This window comes from Salmonella sp. SG203, from assembly GCF_013350575.1.
Classification (GTDB): Bacteria; Pseudomonadota; Gammaproteobacteria; order Enterobacterales; family Enterobacteriaceae; genus Salmonella; species Salmonella enterica.
Genome location: NZ_SNMT01000007.1, coordinates 54264 through 72817, shown reverse-complemented (window position 1 = coordinate 72817; position 18554 = coordinate 54264). Strand labels below are relative to the sequence as shown.

The 18554-nt window shown below is 52.6% G+C and carries 15 protein-coding genes; 5 read left to right on the top strand and 10 right to left on the bottom strand.

The features are described from left to right. Window positions 1-174 precede the first annotated feature (174 nt). Window positions 175-1371 (bottom strand): NAD(P)/FAD-dependent oxidoreductase, encoded by a 1197-nt coding sequence (locus tag HV477_RS12385; protein WP_079898873.1) that lies wholly within the window; start codon window positions 1369-1371, stop codon window positions 175-177. A 230-nt stretch (window positions 1372-1601) separates the two neighbouring features. Here HV477_RS12385 and pitA point away from each other — a divergent pair, with 230 nt between their 5' ends. Beyond that, window positions 1602-3098 carry an inorganic phosphate transporter PitA gene (gene pitA / locus HV477_RS12380; protein WP_000902764.1) on the top strand — a complete coding sequence of 499 codons (1497 nt, stop codon included), beginning with the start codon at window positions 1602-1604 and terminating at the stop codon, window positions 3096-3098. Window positions 3099-3238: 140 nt separating this feature from the next. Here the strand turns inward: pitA and uspB are convergent, their stop codons facing one another. After that, on the bottom strand, window positions 3239-3574 hold the full coding sequence (gene uspB / locus HV477_RS12375; protein ID WP_000626193.1) for a universal stress protein UspB: 336 nt from the start codon (window positions 3572-3574) through the stop codon (window positions 3239-3241). A gap of 387 nt (window positions 3575-3961) precedes the next feature. Here uspB and uspA point away from each other — a divergent pair, with 387 nt between their 5' ends. Both uspA and dtpB read left to right on the top strand, forming a co-directional pair. Further along, window positions 3962-4396 (top strand): universal stress protein UspA, encoded by a 435-nt coding sequence (gene uspA, locus HV477_RS12370; protein ID WP_000323565.1) that lies wholly within the window; start codon window positions 3962-3964, stop codon window positions 4394-4396. 324 nt (window positions 4397-4720) lie between these two features. Next, window positions 4721-6193, top strand: coding sequence for a dipeptide/tripeptide permease DtpB (gene dtpB, locus HV477_RS12365; protein ID WP_001098275.1), 1473 nt, complete (start codon window positions 4721-4723; stop codon window positions 6191-6193). A 91-nt stretch (window positions 6194-6284) separates the two neighbouring features. Here dtpB and rsmJ read toward each other — a convergent pair whose 3' ends face one another. The 3 genes from rsmJ to HV477_RS12350 all read right to left on the bottom strand — a co-directional run bounded on the left by rsmJ (window position 6285) and on the right by HV477_RS12350 (window position 10545). Beyond that, complete coding sequence (gene rsmJ, locus HV477_RS12360; RefSeq protein WP_023250588.1) at window positions 6285-7043, bottom strand: 16S rRNA (guanine(1516)-N(2))-methyltransferase RsmJ; 759 nt, start codon at window positions 7041-7043, stop codon at window positions 6285-6287. A 6-nt stretch (window positions 7044-7049) separates the two neighbouring features. Then, window positions 7050-9092, bottom strand: coding sequence for an oligopeptidase A (gene prlC / locus HV477_RS12355; RefSeq protein WP_000184178.1), 2043 nt, complete (start codon window positions 9090-9092; stop codon window positions 7050-7052). Window positions 9093-9273: 181 nt separating this feature from the next. Next, the gene (locus tag HV477_RS12350) at window positions 9274-10545 is read right to left on the bottom strand and encodes a phosphatase PAP2 family protein (protein ID WP_000766151.1); all 1272 of its coding nucleotides are present in this window, start codon (window positions 10543-10545) and stop codon (window positions 9274-9276) included. A gap of 210 nt (window positions 10546-10755) precedes the next feature. Here HV477_RS12350 and HV477_RS12345 point away from each other — a divergent pair, with 210 nt between their 5' ends. Then, entirely contained in the window at window positions 10756-11598 is an 843-nt protein-coding gene (locus HV477_RS12345; RefSeq protein WP_000954233.1) for a 23S rRNA (adenine(2030)-N(6))-methyltransferase RlmJ, read from the top strand. A gap of 104 nt (window positions 11599-11702) precedes the next feature. After that, entirely contained in the window at window positions 11703-13055 is a 1353-nt protein-coding gene (gene gorA, locus HV477_RS12340; protein WP_000160780.1) for a glutathione-disulfide reductase, read from the top strand. 46 nt (window positions 13056-13101) lie between these two features. Here gorA and fraE read toward each other — a convergent pair whose 3' ends face one another. The 5 genes from fraE to HV477_RS12315 all read right to left on the bottom strand — a co-directional run bounded on the left by fraE (window position 13102) and on the right by HV477_RS12315 (window position 18358). After that, on the bottom strand, window positions 13102-14145 hold the full coding sequence (gene fraE, locus HV477_RS12335; RefSeq protein ID WP_079898874.1) for a fructose-asparagine asparaginase: 1044 nt from the start codon (window positions 14143-14145) through the stop codon (window positions 13102-13104). Between the two features lie 58 nt (window positions 14146-14203). Further along, window positions 14204-15523 (bottom strand): anaerobic C4-dicarboxylate transporter family protein, encoded by a 1320-nt coding sequence (locus HV477_RS12330; protein ID WP_000498935.1) that lies wholly within the window; start codon window positions 15521-15523, stop codon window positions 14204-14206. Window positions 15524-15576: 53 nt separating this feature from the next. After that, window positions 15577-16422, bottom strand: a complete 846-nt coding sequence (gene fraD / locus HV477_RS12325) for a fructose-aspartate kinase (protein ID WP_000028433.1) — start codon at window positions 16420-16422, stop codon at window positions 15577-15579. Window positions 16423-16485: 63 nt separating this feature from the next. Then, entirely contained in the window at window positions 16486-17463 is a 978-nt protein-coding gene (gene fraB, locus HV477_RS12320) for a 6-phosphofructose-aspartate deglycase (protein ID WP_010989080.1), read from the bottom strand. Between the two features lie 175 nt (window positions 17464-17638). Beyond that, a complete protein-coding gene (locus HV477_RS12315) occupies window positions 17639-18358 on the bottom strand; it encodes a GntR family transcriptional regulator (protein WP_000572565.1) in 720 nt (239 codons plus the stop codon). Between the last annotated feature and the right edge of the window lie 196 nt (window positions 18359-18554).

Sequence of the window (18554 nt, the reverse complement as noted above, 5' to 3'; positions counted from 1 at the left end):
TGAAGCGCTCGCCGTCAAAGGGAGTGAATGATGTAGGTACCCGGAAAAGAGGGAGTAATGTTGTCATCATCAGCGTTCCTGGCCGTAAATGAAACACGCATACTCATAACTGCTATAAATCGATACTAACACCTCTGTCCGGGATGTCTATTCGCTTATTGTTTGTAATGGTGCTTAACGTTTTGCCGCCAAATCCTGCGCGCAGGCCCAGGCGCTCGACCACGCCCACTGGAAGTTATAGCCGCCCAACCAGCCGGTGACGTCCATCACTTCGCCGATAAAATAGAGACCCGGCACGCGGCGCGCTTCCATAGTCCGCGATGATAGTTCGTTTGTATCCACGCCGCCCAGCGTCACTTCCGCTGTCCGATAGCCTTCGGTGCCGTTAGGCTGCACTTGCCAGGCAGTCAGCGTGTCAACCAACGTCTGCTGGTCACGAACGTTCAACTGCCTGAGCGATACATCCGGGATCTGCCCCAACTGTTGTAAACACTCCACCAGCCGTTTCGGCAGATGCATCGCCAGCGTGTTCTTCAGACTCTGGTTCGGATGCGCGTTACGCTGTTCATTGAGAACGTCTTCCAGCGAGAGATCCGGCAATAAGTTAATGCTCACTAACTCTCCCGGTTGCCAGTAGCTGGAAATCTGTAAAACAGCGGGGCCGGACAGCCCACGATGGGTAAAAAGTAGGTTTTCCCGAAATACCGTGCCATTGCGGGCGGTAATTACGCAGGGCACAGAGACGCCAGACAGCGTCTGGAGCTGTTCTAACAGCGGCTTATGCAGCGTAAAGGGCACCAGCCCGGCGCGCGTCGGCACCACCTTGAGACCAAACTGTTCGGCGATTTTATAGCCAAACGGCGATGCGCCAAGCCCCGGCATCGACAGGCCGCCGCTGGCAATCACTAGCTTTTGCGTAGTCACCGTCTCACCGTTCAACGCCAGTACGAAACCCGACTCATCACGCTCGACGCTCAGTACCTCGCTACGCAGGCGCATCGTTACGCCGCCTTTGTCGCACTCGGCAACCAGCATATCGACAATGCGTTGGGCGGAATCATCGCAAAAAAGCTGTCCCAGCGTTTTCTCATGCCAGGCTATCCCATACCTGCCGACCAGATCGATAAAGTCCCACTGGGTATAGCGGGCTAATGCTGATTTGCAAAAATGGGGGTTCTGGCTCAAATACGCAGCAGGCTCAACATAAAGATTAGTAAAGTTGCAGCGTCCACCACCGGACATGAGGATTTTACGTCCTGGCTTCTTGCCATTATCGATGAGCAGCACGCGGCTACCCGCCTGTCCTGCCTGCGCGGCGCAAAACATGCCCGCTGCGCCAGCGCCTATAATAACGGCATCAAACCTTTCCACGTCGCCTTCCTCTCTCAAATTCGGGCGGGAATTGTAAAGTTTCCTCAGTGGTCGCACCAGCGCGAAAAGCGCCTGAAAATGGTATTTATCTGAAATATATAAGATAATTCTTTAGTGATATCAAACAAAGCACGAAGTACATCAAAAAAAGTCTATATTTCACTTTGCCCGCGCCGCCAAAGTCACTGATAATGCGCCGCGTTCATGTCCTCAAAATGGCGTAACGTCCTATGCTACATTTGTTTGCTGGCCTGGATTTACATACCGGGCTTTTATTATTGCTTGCTCTGGCTTTTGTGCTGTTCTACGAAGCGATTAACGGCTTCCATGACACAGCCAATGCAGTCGCAACCGTGATTTACACCCGTGCGATGCGTTCGCAGCTGGCGGTTGTCATGGCGGCGGTGTTTAACTTTTTTGGCGTTTTGCTGGGGGGTCTCAGCGTGGCGTATGCCATTGTGCATATGCTACCAACGGATCTCCTGCTCAACATGGGTTCCGCGCACGGCCTCGCTATGGTCTTTTCCATGTTGCTGGCGGCGATTATCTGGAACCTCGGCACCTGGTATTTCGGGTTGCCGGCGTCCAGTTCCCACACGCTGATTGGCGCCATTATCGGCATCGGTTTAACCAATGCGATGATGACCGGCACGTCAGTGGTGGATGCGCTTAACATCCCGAAAGTTATCAATATTTTCGGTTCACTCATTATCTCCCCTATTGTCGGTCTGGTATTCGCCGGCGGTCTGATTTTCTTGCTGCGCCGCTACTGGAGCGGTACTAAGAAACGCGCCCGTATCCACCTGACGCCAGCCGAACGTGAAAAGAAAGACGGCAAGAAAAAGCCGCCGTTCTGGACGCGTATCGCGCTGATCCTCTCAGCTATCGGCGTGGCGTTTTCGCATGGCGCGAACGATGGTCAGAAAGGCATTGGCCTGGTCATGCTGGTGCTGATTGGCGTCGCGCCTGCGGGTTTCGTGGTCAATATGAATGCCTCCAGCTACGAAATCACCCGTACGCGCGATGCTATCAACAATGTCGAAACGTACTTTGAGCAGCGTCCTGACCTGCTGAAAGCCGTCACCGGCGTTGACCAACTGATTCCGTCTCCGGAACCGGGCGCGACTGAACCGACTGAATTCCACTGCCATCCGGCTAACACCATTAACGCGCTTAACCGTGCGAAAGGGATGCTGGCAAACGTGGAAAGCTACGACAAGTTAAGCGTTGAACAGCGTAGCCAGTTGCGTCGCATTATGCTGTGCATTTCCGACACGACCGACAAAGTCGTGAAATTGCCTGGCGTAAGCAGCGATGACCAGCGCCTGCTGAAAAAGCTGAAGACCGATATGTTAAGCACCATTGAGTATGCGCCGGTGTGGATCATTATGGCAGTGGCGTTGGCGCTGGGTATTGGTACGATGATCGGCTGGCGTCGCGTGGCGACCACTATCGGCGAGAAAATTGGTAAAAAAGGCATGACGTATGCGCAGGGAATGTCGGCGCAGATGACGGCGGCAGTCTCTATCGGTCTTGCCAGCTACACCGGTATGCCAGTTTCTACCACTCACGTACTCTCCTCTTCAGTGGCGGGAACCATGGTCGTTGATGGCGGCGGGTTGCAGCGTAAAACCGTGACCAGCATTCTGATGGCCTGGGTATTTACGTTACCGGCGGCGATTATTCTTTCCGGCGTGCTGTACTGGCTTTCCCTGAAGATTATTTAAGCCAAATGGGCCGGATAGCGCTGTCGCTAATCCGGTCTGTCAGGATGAAACGACACAGGCCTGATAGGCCGCTGCAAGCGGCGTCATCCGGGAGGCTTATCTAACACAAGCGGGTCAGGAAACTGGCCCGCTTTTTTTATTCAGTGCCAAATCATGAGCGCAATCAAGCTCACCACCACCAAACCGCATAACGCGCTGGTCAGCAGAAACTGGCGGCGCACGCGTTCACAACGGCGAATAAATTCTTCATCATGATGATCGCGATAGCGCTGAGCGTAGATATACCATACCAGGCGCACCTGTTTGTTGGGCTGACCATGCGTGGTAAAGAAGCCGCCGCCATCGACATATTGATAGAGCAAAGGATCGCAACCACGAAGTACCACTAACAGTGCGCGTAGCGATGAGAAATAGCGCGCCATATTAACAATGCAAACGACACATAAAGCCCAGAATAGTGAGACGGTGCTTATCATATCTCCTCCCCGGCGACCCGCCCACGGAGTTCCTCTCCGGGACTACCGCTCCCCGATACCCTGCCAGACAATCAGTGAAAGAGTACTACGAAAGCCGTCCATATTAGCGCTCCGCATTCGAACGGCTCTTATACACATTGTAGGAGATCAGTTAATTTTTTTACCAGAAGGTTAATCACTATCAATGCAATTCCCTGAAAATTTTGTTTAACTAGCTGGCAAGCAAGGCAGATTGACGGATTATCCTGGTCGCTATAATGTAAGGATAGTTATGGTAAACGGCTGAGCTAGCCCCGCGCATAGAGTTCGCAGGACGCGGGTGACGCGGCGGCATAAGAAACGCCAGTAGCTCAATGGTCATCGACAACTTATGGAAGGAGTAACACTATGGCTTATAAACACATTCTTATCGCAGTTGATCTCTCCCCGGAAAGTAAAGTTCTGGTTGAAAAAGCGGTCTCTATGGCGCGCCCCTACAACGCGAAAATCTCCCTCATCCACGTTGATGTGAACTATTCTGACCTGTACACCGGTCTGATTGACGTCAATCTGGGCGATATGCAGAAACGTATCTCCGAAGAAACCCACCACGCGCTGACCGAGCTGTCTACCAACGCTGGCTACCCTATCACTGAAACCCTGAGCGGTAGCGGCGATTTGGGCCAGGTGCTGGTTGACGCCATCAAGAAATACGATATGGATCTGGTCGTTTGCGGTCATCACCAGGACTTCTGGAGCAAACTGATGTCTTCTGCGCGCCAGCTGATCAACACCGTTCACGTTGACATGCTGATTGTGCCGCTGCGCGACGAAGAAGAGTAATACTTGCCGTGCCGGCTGGCGGCTAAGACCGCATCTGGTCTATAGTCAATCAGGTTGGCCTGAACCATCAGGCAAATTCCGGCTATCAACAACAACGCCCGCTTATGTGGGCGTTTTGTTTATCCCCCCTTCTTCGCAGTACTCAGTACATCATTCCATCACACCAAACATAATTAGTGTGATCCACTAATTAGTTTGCGTATCATTTGTATAATAACCTATTGATCAGGCTAATAACCGCAGTCTATATCAGGGTAAGTCTTTTCGGCGCGTTTTGATATACGCGCTCATACGTTTCGGGATGGCATTAAAAGGCGAAGGAATATGAATACAACTGCACCTACGGGCTTGCTGCAGCAACCTCGTCCATTCTTCATGATCTTTTTTGTAGAATTATGGGAACGATTTGGCTATTACGGCGTCCAGGGCATCCTGGCGGTCTTTTTCGTTAAACAATTGGGTTTTTCTCAGGAACAGGCCTTTATTACCTTTGGCGCTTTTGCGGCGCTGGTTTATGGCCTGATCTCCATCGGCGGCTATGTTGGCGACCATCTGTTAGGGACTAAACGCACCCTGGTCCTGGGCGCGATTGTGCTGGCGATTGGCTATTTTATGACCGGCATGTCGCTATTAAATCCCGATCTGATTTTTATCGCACTGGGTACGATTGCCGTGGGCAACGGGTTATTTAAAGCCAATCCCGCCAGCCTGCTCTCTAAATGCTATCAGCCTAAAGATCCCCGGCTGGATGGCGCTTTCACCCTGTTTTATATGTCGATTAACATCGGTTCTTTGTTATCGCTATCGCTGGCGCCGGTGATTGCCGATAAATTTGGCTATGCGGTGACCTATAATCTGTGCGGCGCTGGTTTAATTGTTGCGCTTCTGGTGTACTTCGCCTGCCGTGGCATGGTGAAAAATATCGGTTCTGAACCGGATCATAAACCGCTACGTTTTCGCAATTTGCTGCTGGTACTACTCGGCACCGTCGTCATGATTTTCCTCTGCGCCTGGCTGATGCACAACGTTAAGATTGCCAATCTGGTGCTCATCGTCCTTTCTATCGTCGTCACTATTTTCTTCTTTCGCGAAGCGTTTCGTCTGGATAAAACCGGCCGCAATAAAATGTTCGTGGCGTTTATTCTGATGATTGAAGCCGTGCTGTTTTACATTCTGTATGCGCAGATGCCTACCTCGCTGAACTTCTTTGCGATTAATAACGTGCATCATGAAATTCTTGGATTCGCCATTAACCCGGTGAGTTTTCAGGCGCTGAACCCATTCTGGGTGGTCGTCGCCAGTCCGGTACTGGCAGCGATTTACACCCGACTGGGTAGCAAAGGCAAAGATCTGACTATGCCGATGAAGTTTACGCTCGGTATGTTCCTCTGCGCGCTGGGTTTTCTGACCGCCGCCGCCGCCGGGATGTGGTTTGCCGATGCGCAAGGATTGACGTCGCCGTGGTTTATCGTGCTGGTGTATCTGTTCCAGAGTCTGGGCGAGTTGCTGATTAGCGCGCTGGGGCTGGCAATGGTCGCCGCTCTGGTGCCGCAGCATCTGATGGGCTTTATTCTGGGAATGTGGTTCCTGACCCAGGCCGCCGCCTTCCTGCTCGGCGGTTATGTGGCGACCTTCACTGCCGTACCGGAAAACATCACCGATCCGTTACAGACGCTGCCCATTTATACCGGCGTCTTTAGCAAAATTGGTCTGGTAACGCTGGCGGTCACCGTGGTGATGGCCATTATGGTGCCGTGGTTAAACCGAATGATTAATACGCCAGGTACCGAACAGTAATACTCAGTGCCGGATGCGGCTTACGCCTTATCCGGCCTACAAATAATTGAGAATCGTAGGCCCGATAAGCGCAACGTCATCGGGCAATCCGTTACTCCGTCAGAGGGGTTCCGGCATAAATATCAAACCTATGCCCTTTGGTGACGATGGCGTTGGGCGTCGCGACATCCGCCAGCGGCGGCGCATAATCGGGACGTTTGACCACCACGCGTTTGGTCGCCAACTGACGCGCCGGTTCCAGCAGTCCGTCGGCGTCTAAATCCGGCCCCACCAACGACTGAAACACCCGCATCTCTTTCTTCACCAGCGCGCTTTTCTGCCGGTGAGGAAACATCGGATCGAGGTAGACCACCTGCGGGCGCGGCGTGATATCGGTCAACGCCGTCAGGCTGGAAACATGAATCAGCTGCAAACGCTCCTGAAGCCAGCCGCCAATGTCCGCATCGGCATAGCCGCGCGTCAGACCGTCGTCGAGCAGCGCGGCAACCACCGGATTACGCTCCAGCATCCGCACGCGGCAGCCGACTGACGCCAGCACAAACGCATCGCGCCCCAGTCCGGCAGTGGCATCAACCACATCCGGCAGGTAATCGCCTTTGATACCGACGGCTTTCGCCACCGCTTCGCCGCGCCCGCCGCCGAACTTGCGCCGGTGCGCCATCGCCCCGCCGACAAAATCGACAAAAATGCCGCCGAGTTTCGGTTCGTCGCGCTTGCGCAGCTCCAGATGTTGCGGCGTCAATACCAGCGCCATCGGGTTGTCTTCGTCATGCTCCAGTCCCCAGCGGGCAGCCAGAGCAGATAAGGCGCCGTCAGTGGCGCCCGTTTCATCCATTAAGCAGATTTGCACGTAAAATCAGCCTTTAATCCCGTAATGCTCCAGCATCGCGTCCAGCTGTGGTTCACGGCCACGGAAGCGTTTAAAGAGTTCCATCGGCTCTTCAGAACCACCGCGAGTCAGGATGTTATCAAGGAACGACTGACCGGTCTCACGGTTGAAAATGCCTTCCTCCTCAAAGCGGGAATAAGCGTCCGCCGCCAGTACGTCGGCCCACAGATAGCTGTAGTAGCCTGCCGCATAGCCGCCAGCAAAGATATGGCTGAACGCATGTGGGAAACGGCCCCATGTCGGTGACGGCACCACGGCGACCTGTTTTTTAATTTCAAAGAGCGTCTCAAGAATTTTCGCTCCTTGCTGCGGGTTAAATTCCGCATGCAGACGGAAATCAAACAGACCGAACTCCAGCTGACGCAGAATAAACAGCGCCGCCTGATAGTTTTTCGCCGCCAGCATTTTATCCAGCAGTTCCTTCGGCAGCGGCTCGCCGGTTTCATAGTGGCCGGAGATAAACGCCAGCGCTTCCGGCTCCCAGCACCAGTTTTCCATAAACTGGCTCGGCAGTTCGACCGCATCCCACGGCACCCCGCTGATACCGGAGACCCCGGCGGTCTCAATGCGGGTCAACATATGATGCAAGCCATGACCAAACTCGTGGAACAGGGTGATCACTTCGTCATGGGTAAACAGAGCGGGTTTACCGTTCACCGGACGGTTGAAATTACAGGTCAGATAAGCGACCGGCTTTTGCAATGTGCCGTCCGCCTTACGCATCTGGCCGACACAGTCGTCCATCCACGCCCCGCCGCGTTTGTGTTCACGCGCGTACAGGTCAAGGTAGAAGCTGCCGCGCAGCTCGTTATTTTCGTCATACAGTTCAAAGAAACGCACTTCCGGGTGCCAGACATCAACGTCAGTACGCTCTTTGGCGGTGATGCCGTAAATACGTTTCACCACTTCAAACAGGCCATTCACGGCTTTGTTTTCCGGGAAGTACGGACGTAGCTGCTCATCGCTGATGCTGTACAGGTGCTGTTTTTGCTTTTCACTGTAGTACGCGATATCCCACGGTTGCAGTTCCTCAACGCCAAATTCGGCTTTGGCGAAGGCGCGCAGCTGGGCCAGCTCTTTTTCCCCCTGCGGACGGGCGCGTTTCGCCAGATCGGTTAAGAAATCGAGCACCTGCTGCGGATTTTCCGCCATTTTGGTGGCCAGCGATTCATGGGCATAATTTTCGAAGCCCAGCAGTTGCGCCAGTTCATGGCGCAGCGCAAGAATTTCTTCCATCACCGGGCTGTTATCCCACTTACCGGCGTTCGGCCCCTGGTCGGAGGCGCGAGTGGAATAGGCGCGATACATCTCTTCACGCAACGCCTGGTTGTCGCAGTAGGTCATCACTGGCAGATAGCTCGGGATATCCAGAGTCAGCAGGTAACCTTCCTGCTCTTTGGCTTCCGCCTGGGCTTTAGCGGCGGCGAGCGCGCTTTCCGGCATTCCCGCCAGCTCGGCTTCGTCGGTGATGAGCTTCGTCCAGCCCATGGTGGCATCGAGCACATTATTGCTGTACTGGTTGCCTAGCTCAGACAGGCGGGTGGCGATTTCGCCGTAACGCTGCTGTTTCTCTTTCGGCAGACCGATGCCGGACAGTTCAAAATCACGCAGCGCGTTATCAACCGCTTTCTTCTGCGCGGTATTCAGAGTGGCGTAATGATCGCCGTCGCGCAGGTCGCGGTACGCGTTGTACAGTCCTTCATGCTGGCCAACCCAGGTGCTGTATTCCGACAGCAGCGGTAACGTCTGTTCGTAGGCTTCACGCAGCTCCGGGCTATTTTTCACCGAGTTTAAGTGGCTAATTGGCGAGAAAATACGCCCCAGAACATCGTCGGCTTCCGCCAACGGCTGGCAGAGGTTTTCCCAGCTATACGGCGCGCCATGCGCCACAACGCCTTCTACCGCCGCCCGGCAATCGGCCAACGCTTTGGTGACCGCAGGCACCACATGCTCCGGTTTAATTGCAGAAAAAGGCGGCAGTGAAAAAGACGTTAGTAATGGATTGGTCATATGCGCAGTCCTGTAGAAGAAGGTGAGTGGAGCGCGCTTTTGGCGCTCTCGCGATGAGATCTAGAATGGGGGATAGTAAGGGGAATTTCAATGATGGACAGCGTACAGACGTGGGTATCGCTGCAATAAGCCGCCCCTTTAACATCATCCCGGCTTACGTTTTATAAGCCGGGTGACAACGTCAGCGCGTTTTTCTCGCCATCTCGTAAGCAGCGGACAGATCCAGACGCTGCCAGAACTGTTGATCCTCGGTCTCGCCCGACAACGGATATCCTGCCGGTAACGCCGTCTCTTCCATTAACGCCTGACGCTGCGCTGGCGACAGGTTCGGCAGCGCTGTCTGTAGCAGAACATCGGCGCCTTTTGGTATTTTCAACGGCTGATGCTCGCCTTTCTGTTGCGGCAGGTTATAAGTCATGGTGAAGCGGTAGAAAGTATGCATGGCCGGATCGCGGTACGGATCGTCTTTTCCAGTCGATGCCGCGCATTCGACAATCGTCGTACCGCACTCTTTCACCAGCGCCTCGCGCAGTTGAGCGCGAGCTTCGTTGAATAACGTACGGTAATACGGATCGTTAAGATAATGCGCGACATTACGCTGCGCGACCATCCGCGCGCCCATCACATCCAGCGGATAGTGTACGCCAAGGACCAGGCGAGAATAGCCATAACGCGCGCCACGAATCACCAGCGCATCAAAGCGTTCCGGGATCATTTCCGCCATTAACAGCGCATCCGTATAACCGGTATTCGTGTGTCCGCTGGGGAAAGCACCGCCACCCGCGGTATAAGGATGACCATCTTTTACCACCACATCATCCGGCGTCAGATGGATAGTATTACCCGGCACCTGGTAAGGACGCGGGTAATGAAAATATTTTTTCGCCGCGCCGGTGCTGACTTCCGAGGCTTTAATCAACGCCGCCGCTTTGCCCAACTCACCTTTATCATAAGCGGCGAGAAATGCCCGCCCCAGCCGCGGCCCCATTGCGTCGCTCAGGAAATAGAGATACTCCACGCTTTCCGCATCCGCCAGCGCCTGGTGACGGGTATTAACATCGGCATCGTGATTAATCGCCGTCACCGTCGCCAGATTGTCTTTCAATACTGCTTCCGGCAATGTATTGAAGGCGGAAAGTAGGGTAATCCCCATCTGTTGATTCTCAGTAGTATGAAAATCATAACCGCTAGCCTGTAACCAGGCATTATCCGCCTGGATGGAATTCTGTCGCATCTGAGCCAAGGCGTCGCGAGTCAACGCGGCGGTATCGCCTTGTAATGCCTTACGCAACTGTGTCAGCCATTGAGCCTCAAGGTCATTAAAGGCGACGCTCGCCGAGTCGGGCGTCACGCTTTTCGCTATCGACTCCGCCTGGGACAGGGGAATATCTTTCGCCAGTGCCGGCATCGCCAGCGCCAGAGATGACGCCAGTACAGTAATGTGTAGTTTCATTATGGTTCCTTTCATTAAAAATAACGCCAGGTCAAAACTACTACCTTGCCCACAGGCGATGCTGGCCTGCGCAGTTGACGGTTTGATGATACGAACACGTCTTGCAATACTTTCACAACGCGCGAAACAACATGGCGGTACTGGGGTAATCTCTACGGATCTGCGGTAAACTATCGGCTAACTTGTTTACTTCCCGGAATATCTGCATCCATGCTCAGTTATCGTCACAGCTTTCACGCTGGCAACCACGCCGACGTCCTTAAACACACCGTTCAGAGCCTGATCATCGAGTCGCTAAAAGAGAAAGAAAAACCGTTTCTCTATCTGGACACGCACGCGGGCGCGGGGCGTTATCAGTTGGGCAGCGAACATGCTGAACGTACCGGAGAGTATCTGGAAGGCATCGCCCGTATCTGGCAGCAGGACGATCTGCCCGCCGAACTGGAACCGTATATTAGCGTCGTAAAACATTTCAACCGCAGCGGGCAGTTACGCTACTACCCGGGCTCCCCGTTAATCGCCCGCCAGTTGCTGCGTGAGCAGGACAGTCTGCAACTCACGGAATTGCATCCCAGCGACTTCCCACTGTTGCGCGCGGAGTTTCAAAAAGACAACCGCGCCCGTGTGGAACGCGCTGACGGCTATCAGCAACTGAAAGCCAAATTACCGCCGGTTTCCCGCCGCGGTCTGATCCTCATTGACCCGCCTTATGAAATGAAAACCGACTACCAGGCGGTAGTCAGCGGCATCAGCGAGGGTTATAAACGTTTCGCCACCGGGACATACGCGCTATGGTATCCGGTGGTGCTCCGCCAGCAAATTAAGCGCATGATTCATGATCTGGAGGCCACCGGCATCCGTAAAATCCTGCAAATTGAGCTGGCGATCCGCCCGGACAGCGATCAGCGCGGGATGACGGCGTCCGGTATGATCGTGGTTAACCCGCCGTGGAAACTGGAGCAGCAGATGAACAACGTGCTACCGTGGCTGCACAGCAGGTTGGCGCCAAACGGTCACGGACACACTTCGGTAAGCTGGATCGTGCCGGAGTAATCACAGCCATCGGTGGAACCTTTCACCTTCAGGTATACAATCGCGAATATTTTGGCGGGTAGCGCAGAATCTATCCGTCCGACAACGAACATAAAGGAGCGGTCATGACCAAACACTATGATTACATCGCTATCGGCGGCGGCAGCGGCGGTATCGCCTCGATTAACCGCGCCGCTATGTACGGCCAGAAATGCGCGCTCATCGAAGCCAAAGAGCTGGGCGGTACCTGTGTTAACGTGGGCTGCGTGCCGAAGAAAGTGATGTGGCATGCCGCGCAGATTCGTGAAGCGATTCATCTGTATGGCCCGGACTACGGTTTTGACACCACGATTAATCAGTTCGACTGGAGCAAGCTGATTGCCAGCCGTACCGCGTATATTGACCGCATCCATACTTCATACGACAACGTGCTGGGCAAAAATAACGTGGATGTGATTAAAGGCTTTGCCCGCTTTGTCGATGCCAAAACCATTGAAGTGAACGGCGAAACCATCACCGCCGACCATATTTTGATCGCTACCGGCGGCCGTCCGAGCCATCCGAGCATTCCAGGCGTGGAATACGGCATTGATTCCGACGGTTTCTTTGCGCTATCTGCCTTGCCGGAGCGCGTCGCGGTGGTAGGCGCAGGTTATATCGCCGTTGAACTGGCTGGCGTTATCAACGCGCTGGGGGCGAAAACGCATCTGTTTGTCCGTAAACATGCGCCGCTGCGCAGTTTTGACCCGATGATTAGCGAAACGCTGGTTGAGGTGATGAACGCCGAAGGCCCGCAACTGCATACTCACGCCGTGCCGAAAGCGGTGGTGAAAAACGCCGACGGCAGTCTGACTTTGGAACTGGAAGATGGCCGCAGTGAAACCGTTGATTGCCTGATCTGGGCCATTGGTCGCGAACCGTCGACCGACAATATTAATCTGGCGGCGGCGGGCGTGAAAACCAATGAAAAAGGTTACATCATCGTTGATAAATGGCAGAACACGAACGTAGAAGGCATTTACGCCGTTGGCGATAACACCGGCGCAGTGGAGTTAACGCCAGTCGCCGTCGCCGCCGGTCGCCGTCTCTCCGAACGCCTGTTTAACAACAAGCCGGACGAGCATCTGGACTACAGCAACATCCCGACCGTGGTCTTTAGCCATCCGCCTATCGGCACCGTCGGGTTAAGCGAGCCGCAGGCGCGCGAGCAGTACGGCGACGAGCAGGTGAAAGTCTATAAATCATCGTTTACCGCTATGTATACCGCGGTGACGACGCACCGCCAGCCGTGCCGTATGAAGCTGGTCTGCGTCGGGCCGGAAGAAAAAATTGTGGGTATCCACGGTATCGGCTTCGGCATGGATGAAATGTTGCAGGGCTTCGCGGTAGCGCTGAAGATGGGCGCTACCAAGAAAGACTTCGATAATACCGTCGCCATTCACCCGACCGCATCGGAAGAGTTTGTGACCATGCGTTAATATCTTGTGCGCCCATCTTCAAGGGTGGGCGCACAAGCCTGCATGATTAATACGTACTGAAATAACTCTGGATCAGTTCCGGATTACGCGTCTGAGTTAATGCCGTCATCAGCAAGACTCGCGCCTTCGCCGGGTTGAGCGAGTCAGACACCAGCCCTGGCTGCCCTTTATCCAACGGTACTACGCCGTTTCCGGTGCGGGAAGCACGCACCACGATAATCCCGGTCTTCTCCGCTTTTTTAATCCCCGCGTCGCTGCGTACCGAGACCGAACCTGCGCCGGTTCCGGCATAAATAATACCGTCCGCGTGATGGGCGATCGCCGCATCATACATATATTCCGGGTCGTCCTGATAGCCGTAAATAATCACCACATTGGGTAATTTCTTGATATTACGTACGTCAAAAACAGATCGCAGGGTATGAATTTTTTCCACCCGCGTTTCGAACTGTGGCTTACCATTAACGATGACCCCCAGATAGCCCTCTTCCGGCGCTTTAAAGGTATCCAGAGTCGTGGCATTGGTTTTCGTTACAAAGCGCGCCGAACCAATACGATCGTTTAAAACGACCATTACACCGCGTCCCTTCGCATTCGGGTCAGCAGCCACCGTGACCGCTTCCAGCAGGTTCATTGCGCCATCGGCGCTGATTGCCGACGCGGGCCGCATTGCAGCGGTAAACACCACCGGTTTGTCGCTTTTCACGGTCAAATTAAGAAAGTAGGCGGTTTCATCGAGCGTGTCAGTGCCATGAGTAATAACCACACCGTCAACATCGTCCCGCGCCAATAACGCATTCACCTTCTGTGAAAGTTTCAGGATGATATCGCTGGTCATATTTTCGCTACCAATATTCGCCACCTGCTCGCCGTCAACGCGAGCGATATTATTCATTTCCGGCACGGCATTTATTAATGTTTGCACGCCAAGCTCACCGGATTTATATCCGGCGGTTTGCGTATTATTGGCTGCCGTCCCGGCGATAGTACCGCCTGTCGCGAGAATAACAATATGCGGTAGTGACGTTGTGCTAAATACACAGTGGCTGATGAGCAGCAACACGGTGGCCATGAAAACTCTAATTTTCATTTTCTTCCTCTGAATTAAAAATAATAAGTGGCGTGTGCTATAAAAACATGAATAACAATCAGGCCAGAACCATTTTTCCTATTAACAGCCCGACAATGACCGAGACAATCACGTTAACTAATCCCGGACGCATAAAACTATGGTTAAGCACATATTTGCCGATACGCGTCGTACCGGTGTCGTCAAACGCCAGCGCCGCCAGACACTGTCCCGCCACCGGAATAAAGAAATAGCCGTTAACGGCAGGCCAGGAACCGATTAATGCATAAGCGGGCAACCCTAACGCCAGCCCCAGCGGCAACAGAATTAACGTCGTTGCCGCCTGGCTGCTGACCATAGCGGACACGAAAAACATCATAATGGCGATAAGCCAGGTATGCTGTTGCAATAGAGTTTGCACTTCTGCCTTAATCAACGCGATATGACCATTCACGAACGTCTCACTCATCCAGGCCAGGCCGAAGGCGCAGACAATCGCCAGCGCGCCCGCCCGAAATACCGTACCGCTGATAATCTGATCGACCTGCGGCCGGCATAACAACACAATCAGGCAGGCAAAAGAGAGCATCGTAATCTGGATAGCGGCGGACATCGAAAGCGGTTGTAGCCCTTTCGCTGTCTCCACCATGGGCCGCAGCGCCGGAATCAGTCCTAACAGAACGATAACGATCGCGCTGGTCAGAAATAACGCCACCGACAATTTGGCGCGCGAAGTGACCACCGTATTTTTACTTTCTTTCTGCGCAGGCTTAATTAACCCTTCAGCAAGCCGACGTTGATATTCCGGATCGTCTTTTAACTCTTTTCCTTTATTAAACGTCGCTATTGCCCCCATCGCTACGCCGATCAACGTGGCGGGCACGCAAATCATCATTATGGTTGAAATAGAGACGCCCAACGGCGCCATTAAACCAATCATCGCCGCCATGGCGGCAGATATAGGGCTGGCGGTGATCGCCTGTTGCGATGCGATAACGGAAATAGATAAAGGACGTTCCGGTCGAATACCTGAATCCCGTGCGACCTCAGAAATAACCGGTAACAAGCTATAAACGACATGCCCCGTTCCTGACATAAAAGTGAAGATATAACAGATAAACGGCGCTAATAACGTAATGTAACGAGGGTGGCGACGCAGAATTTTTTCCGCCAGTTTGACCAGTAAATCCAGCCCGCCGGAGGCCTGTAAAGAAGCGGCCGCCAGGACAACAGAAAGAATAATCAGAATAACATCAATCGGTGGCGTAGAAGGCGTCAAGCCAAAAATAAAAACCATCACGCCGACGCCTAACCCGCCGACCATCCCTAAAAATACGCCGCCGATCCTGGCGCCTATCATCAGGGCCACAAGGATAAAACATAATTCCGTCCAAAACATACTTCCTCCTGGGTTATCTGGAGTGAGTGTCGCTTTACATTGAGGGACGTAACCTATTGTGCAAACGGTTTACCAAAACCAAATGCGCCGTAATGAGATAACACCTGCGCCGCCGATTTCCCGCCCTGCCGCATGGCGCGTAACACGCTTTCTTTATCGGGTTCCGCCATACCCGATTGCAAAATGGAAAGCAAAAAACCGGTTAAGAAGGCGTCGCCTGCGCCCAGCGTATCGACAGGTTCGATATAAGCAGGTTGCCACTCCAGATAATCCGCGCCGGAAAAATAATAAACTTTTTCATGCCCGCAGGTGGCAATAATATGCCGACAGCCATAACGATAAAGTTTATTGAGTTTTATTTTGATTTCATCTGGCGATAACCCGCTACAGGAGATAAATCCATAATCTACCCACGGGCATACCTTTTTAAAATAGTCGTCTGTACCGCGCCCGGAAAAATCAAAAGAGAGTAAGACGGTTTGTTGTTTAATTTTCTCCAGTTCCGATTCCAGGTGGCCGTTAATACTGGAATGGACTAAGGTAAATTGTGATATATAGCGAAGATCGTCGTCAGACAGACTAAAAGGATGTTCCCGCAATACGCCGTTTTTGTTGCTGGCGACAAATTGTCGATCACCATGCGAGAGACGGATACAGGCATACCCATTTTCGCCGGTATAATGGCGGCTGTGAGAGATGTCTATCTGTAGCTGGTGTAATACATCCTGTACGTGCTGCGCGGCGTCGTCATTGCCAAACGCCCCCATAAACGCGCTGGGGATGTCTGCTAATTTCGCATAGACAGCAAAATTTAATGCATTACCGCCGGGGTACATGATGCCGGAATGCAGGTATTTATCGACAACGTTGTCGCCAATACCCAATACGCTGATGCTCATCATTATTCCTTGTTTGTCTTTACAATAAAAAGCGTCCCTGCTTTTTTATCCATCCTGATGTAATTAATATTCCACTTTCCACATATAGCGGCGCGTCGTTAACGGATGCTGACGCGCCTCAGCTAACGCCCGATTGTAAACGGGATAAACGTTATTAAAGAGAGAGTGGTTAAAGTAATCAATAACCGTGGTTTTAATGGTCGATAGCCCCAGCTCTTTCGCATCGACAACTTCAATCCGGCGGCCATATTTTTTCAGGAAGTTTAACGCGCGTTCATCCACCGCCCGCGTATTGCCCTCGGAAAACTGGAAGAAGAAAGGCGTATTCGCATCGGTAATTTCAAACGGCCCGTGGAAAAACTCACCGCTATGAATACAGGCGGAATGTATCCATTGCATTTCCATAAAGATACAGATGCTCTGTAGGTAGGCTGCGCCATAGCCCGCGCCGCTGGCGACGGTGTAAATGACTTTATCGTCTTTATATTCCTGCGCGAACGCCTGCGCGCGTTCCGCAACCTGCTCGCAAGCGCGCCAGACGATACGGTTGATTTTGCTGACGCCATCCTGAAAATCGTCGTAGTGCGCATACCCTTCCGTCTGCTGGAGCAGTTCGACCGCACTCAGCAGGCCTTTCATCGTTTTCTCTCCGGCAATATCTTTACCGTCGCCAAACGTGTACGTTTCCACATAGTCGCAATGCGCCACCAACGGTGAATCCATTATCCAGGTTAAACCAATGACCGGCGCGCCGTGCTGACGGGCGATTTCAGCCGCTTTGATTGTCTCTGGCGTATTACCTTTGTGGGAGGCGACAACCACAACGGCATTTTCTCCCAGCGCTACCGGCGGGTTGTTAATAAATTCTCCGCTGTTATACAGACCGACAGTCAACGCTTTCGCTTCTTTTTCTAAAAATGCTTTCGCCGGATAGAACGCCGCATAAGAACCGCCGCACGCCACATAATAGACGTGTTTAACGCCTCCTTTCTCTGCCTGGCTGGTCACAATATTGCTAACTGTCTCTTTCATACCCATCATGCTTTCCTCTGGTTCCATCAATGATACAGGCGAGGATTCGCCATAAATGACTCATAATGTATTATTATTTTTATATGACATTTAAAGACATTTGATCAAGATGGAAACTAAAAAAAATCGGGATCCGCGATCTGGATCCCGATTCAGCCTGCTCTTCGTTAGCGTAATGCTGACATCATACGGTAAACCGTATTTTATCGCCGACAATCAACTGTTGCGAAACGCAGGAGAGTTCTCCTTTGTTATCAATCATTTCACTTTTTATCAGGATCAGCGGATAACCCTCGTTGACGCCAAGATAATGGGCGACTTCAAAGCTGGCATAAACCAGTTCGATCATCTTACGGGAGTGGGTAAACCATAAGTGGTGTTTCTCGCGTAAGCATTCATACAAAGAGTGATTATTAAGATCTTCGTCCAGCAAAAACGCAAAACGTGGGGGAAGATGTACGGTTTCCAGCGATACCGCCACATCGTCGGCATAGCGGATACGTTCAATGACGACCGCTTTTTCGCCATCGTTCATATTCAGTAACGCTTTTGTCTCATCGTCTACCGATTCAAAAACGGATTTGATGGTGCGTGACCCCGGGCGACGTCCCTGGGACTGGCATAACTCGCTGAAACTCATGATGCCGGTCATGCTGCGCTGAAATTTCTCACCAGAGACAAAGGTGCCTTTGCCGGAGACACGGGTCAGCAAATTTTCACGCGTCAGCGCATCCAACGCCTTACGGACCGTGACCCTGCTCACCTGCCAGCGCGCGCTCAGTTCATTTTCCGTCGGGATCTGCTGGCCTGGTTTATACTCTCCACGCGCAATGGCCTCTTTTAAGGCGGCTTCAAGCTGCTTATAAAGCGGTTTGGCGCTTTTACTGTCGGGTTGCTCGATCATTTGTATCCATTCGTATTATCATGGTGCCATAGCTTGTATTATAACTATTTACGTTACCTTTGCTTGTGAATCCACGCCATGCGGTGACGTAGTGATACCGCTATGAAACGAATGTTCTGATTTTAGGTCTGGGGCGGGCGTCATGAAAATAGGGTTTTCGCAATACTATTCAGTAAGTTATGAAGTGTTTTTTCTT

Excerpts from the sequence above, each read along its gene's own strand:
- fraE (WP_079898874.1), bottom strand. The coding sequence starts at position 14,145 with ATGAAAATTAGAGTTTTCATGGCCACCGTGTTGCTGCTCATCAGCCAC.
- gorA (WP_000160780.1), top strand. The coding sequence starts at position 11,703 with ATGACCAAACACTATGATTACATCGCTATCGGCGGCGGCAGCGGCGGT.
- fraD (WP_000028433.1), bottom strand. The coding sequence starts at position 16,422 with ATGAGCATCAGCGTATTGGGTATTGGCGACAACGTTGTCGATAAATAC.
- HV477_RS12345 (WP_000954233.1), top strand. The coding sequence starts at position 10,756 with ATGCTCAGTTATCGTCACAGCTTTCACGCTGGCAACCACGCCGACGTC.
- fraB (WP_010989080.1), bottom strand. The coding sequence starts at position 17,463 with ATGATGGGTATGAAAGAGACAGTTAGCAATATTGTGACCAGCCAGGCA.
- dtpB (WP_001098275.1), top strand. The coding sequence starts at position 4,721 with ATGAATACAACTGCACCTACGGGCTTGCTGCAGCAACCTCGTCCATTC.
- HV477_RS12330 (WP_000498935.1), bottom strand. The coding sequence starts at position 15,523 with ATGTTTTGGACGGAATTATGTTTTATCCTTGTGGCCCTGATGATAGGC.
- prlC (WP_000184178.1), bottom strand. The coding sequence starts at position 9,092 with ATGACCAATCCATTACTAACGTCTTTTTCACTGCCGCCTTTTTCTGCA.
- uspA (WP_000323565.1), top strand. The coding sequence starts at position 3,962 with ATGGCTTATAAACACATTCTTATCGCAGTTGATCTCTCCCCGGAAAGT.
- HV477_RS12350 (WP_000766151.1), bottom strand. The coding sequence starts at position 10,545 with ATGAAACTACACATTACTGTACTGGCGTCATCTCTGGCGCTGGCGATG.
- uspB (WP_000626193.1), bottom strand. The coding sequence starts at position 3,574 with ATGATAAGCACCGTCTCACTATTCTGGGCTTTATGTGTCGTTTGCATT.
- pitA (WP_000902764.1), top strand. The coding sequence starts at position 1,602 with ATGCTACATTTGTTTGCTGGCCTGGATTTACATACCGGGCTTTTATTA.
- HV477_RS12315 (WP_000572565.1), bottom strand. The coding sequence starts at position 18,358 with ATGATCGAGCAACCCGACAGTAAAAGCGCCAAACCGCTTTATAAGCAG.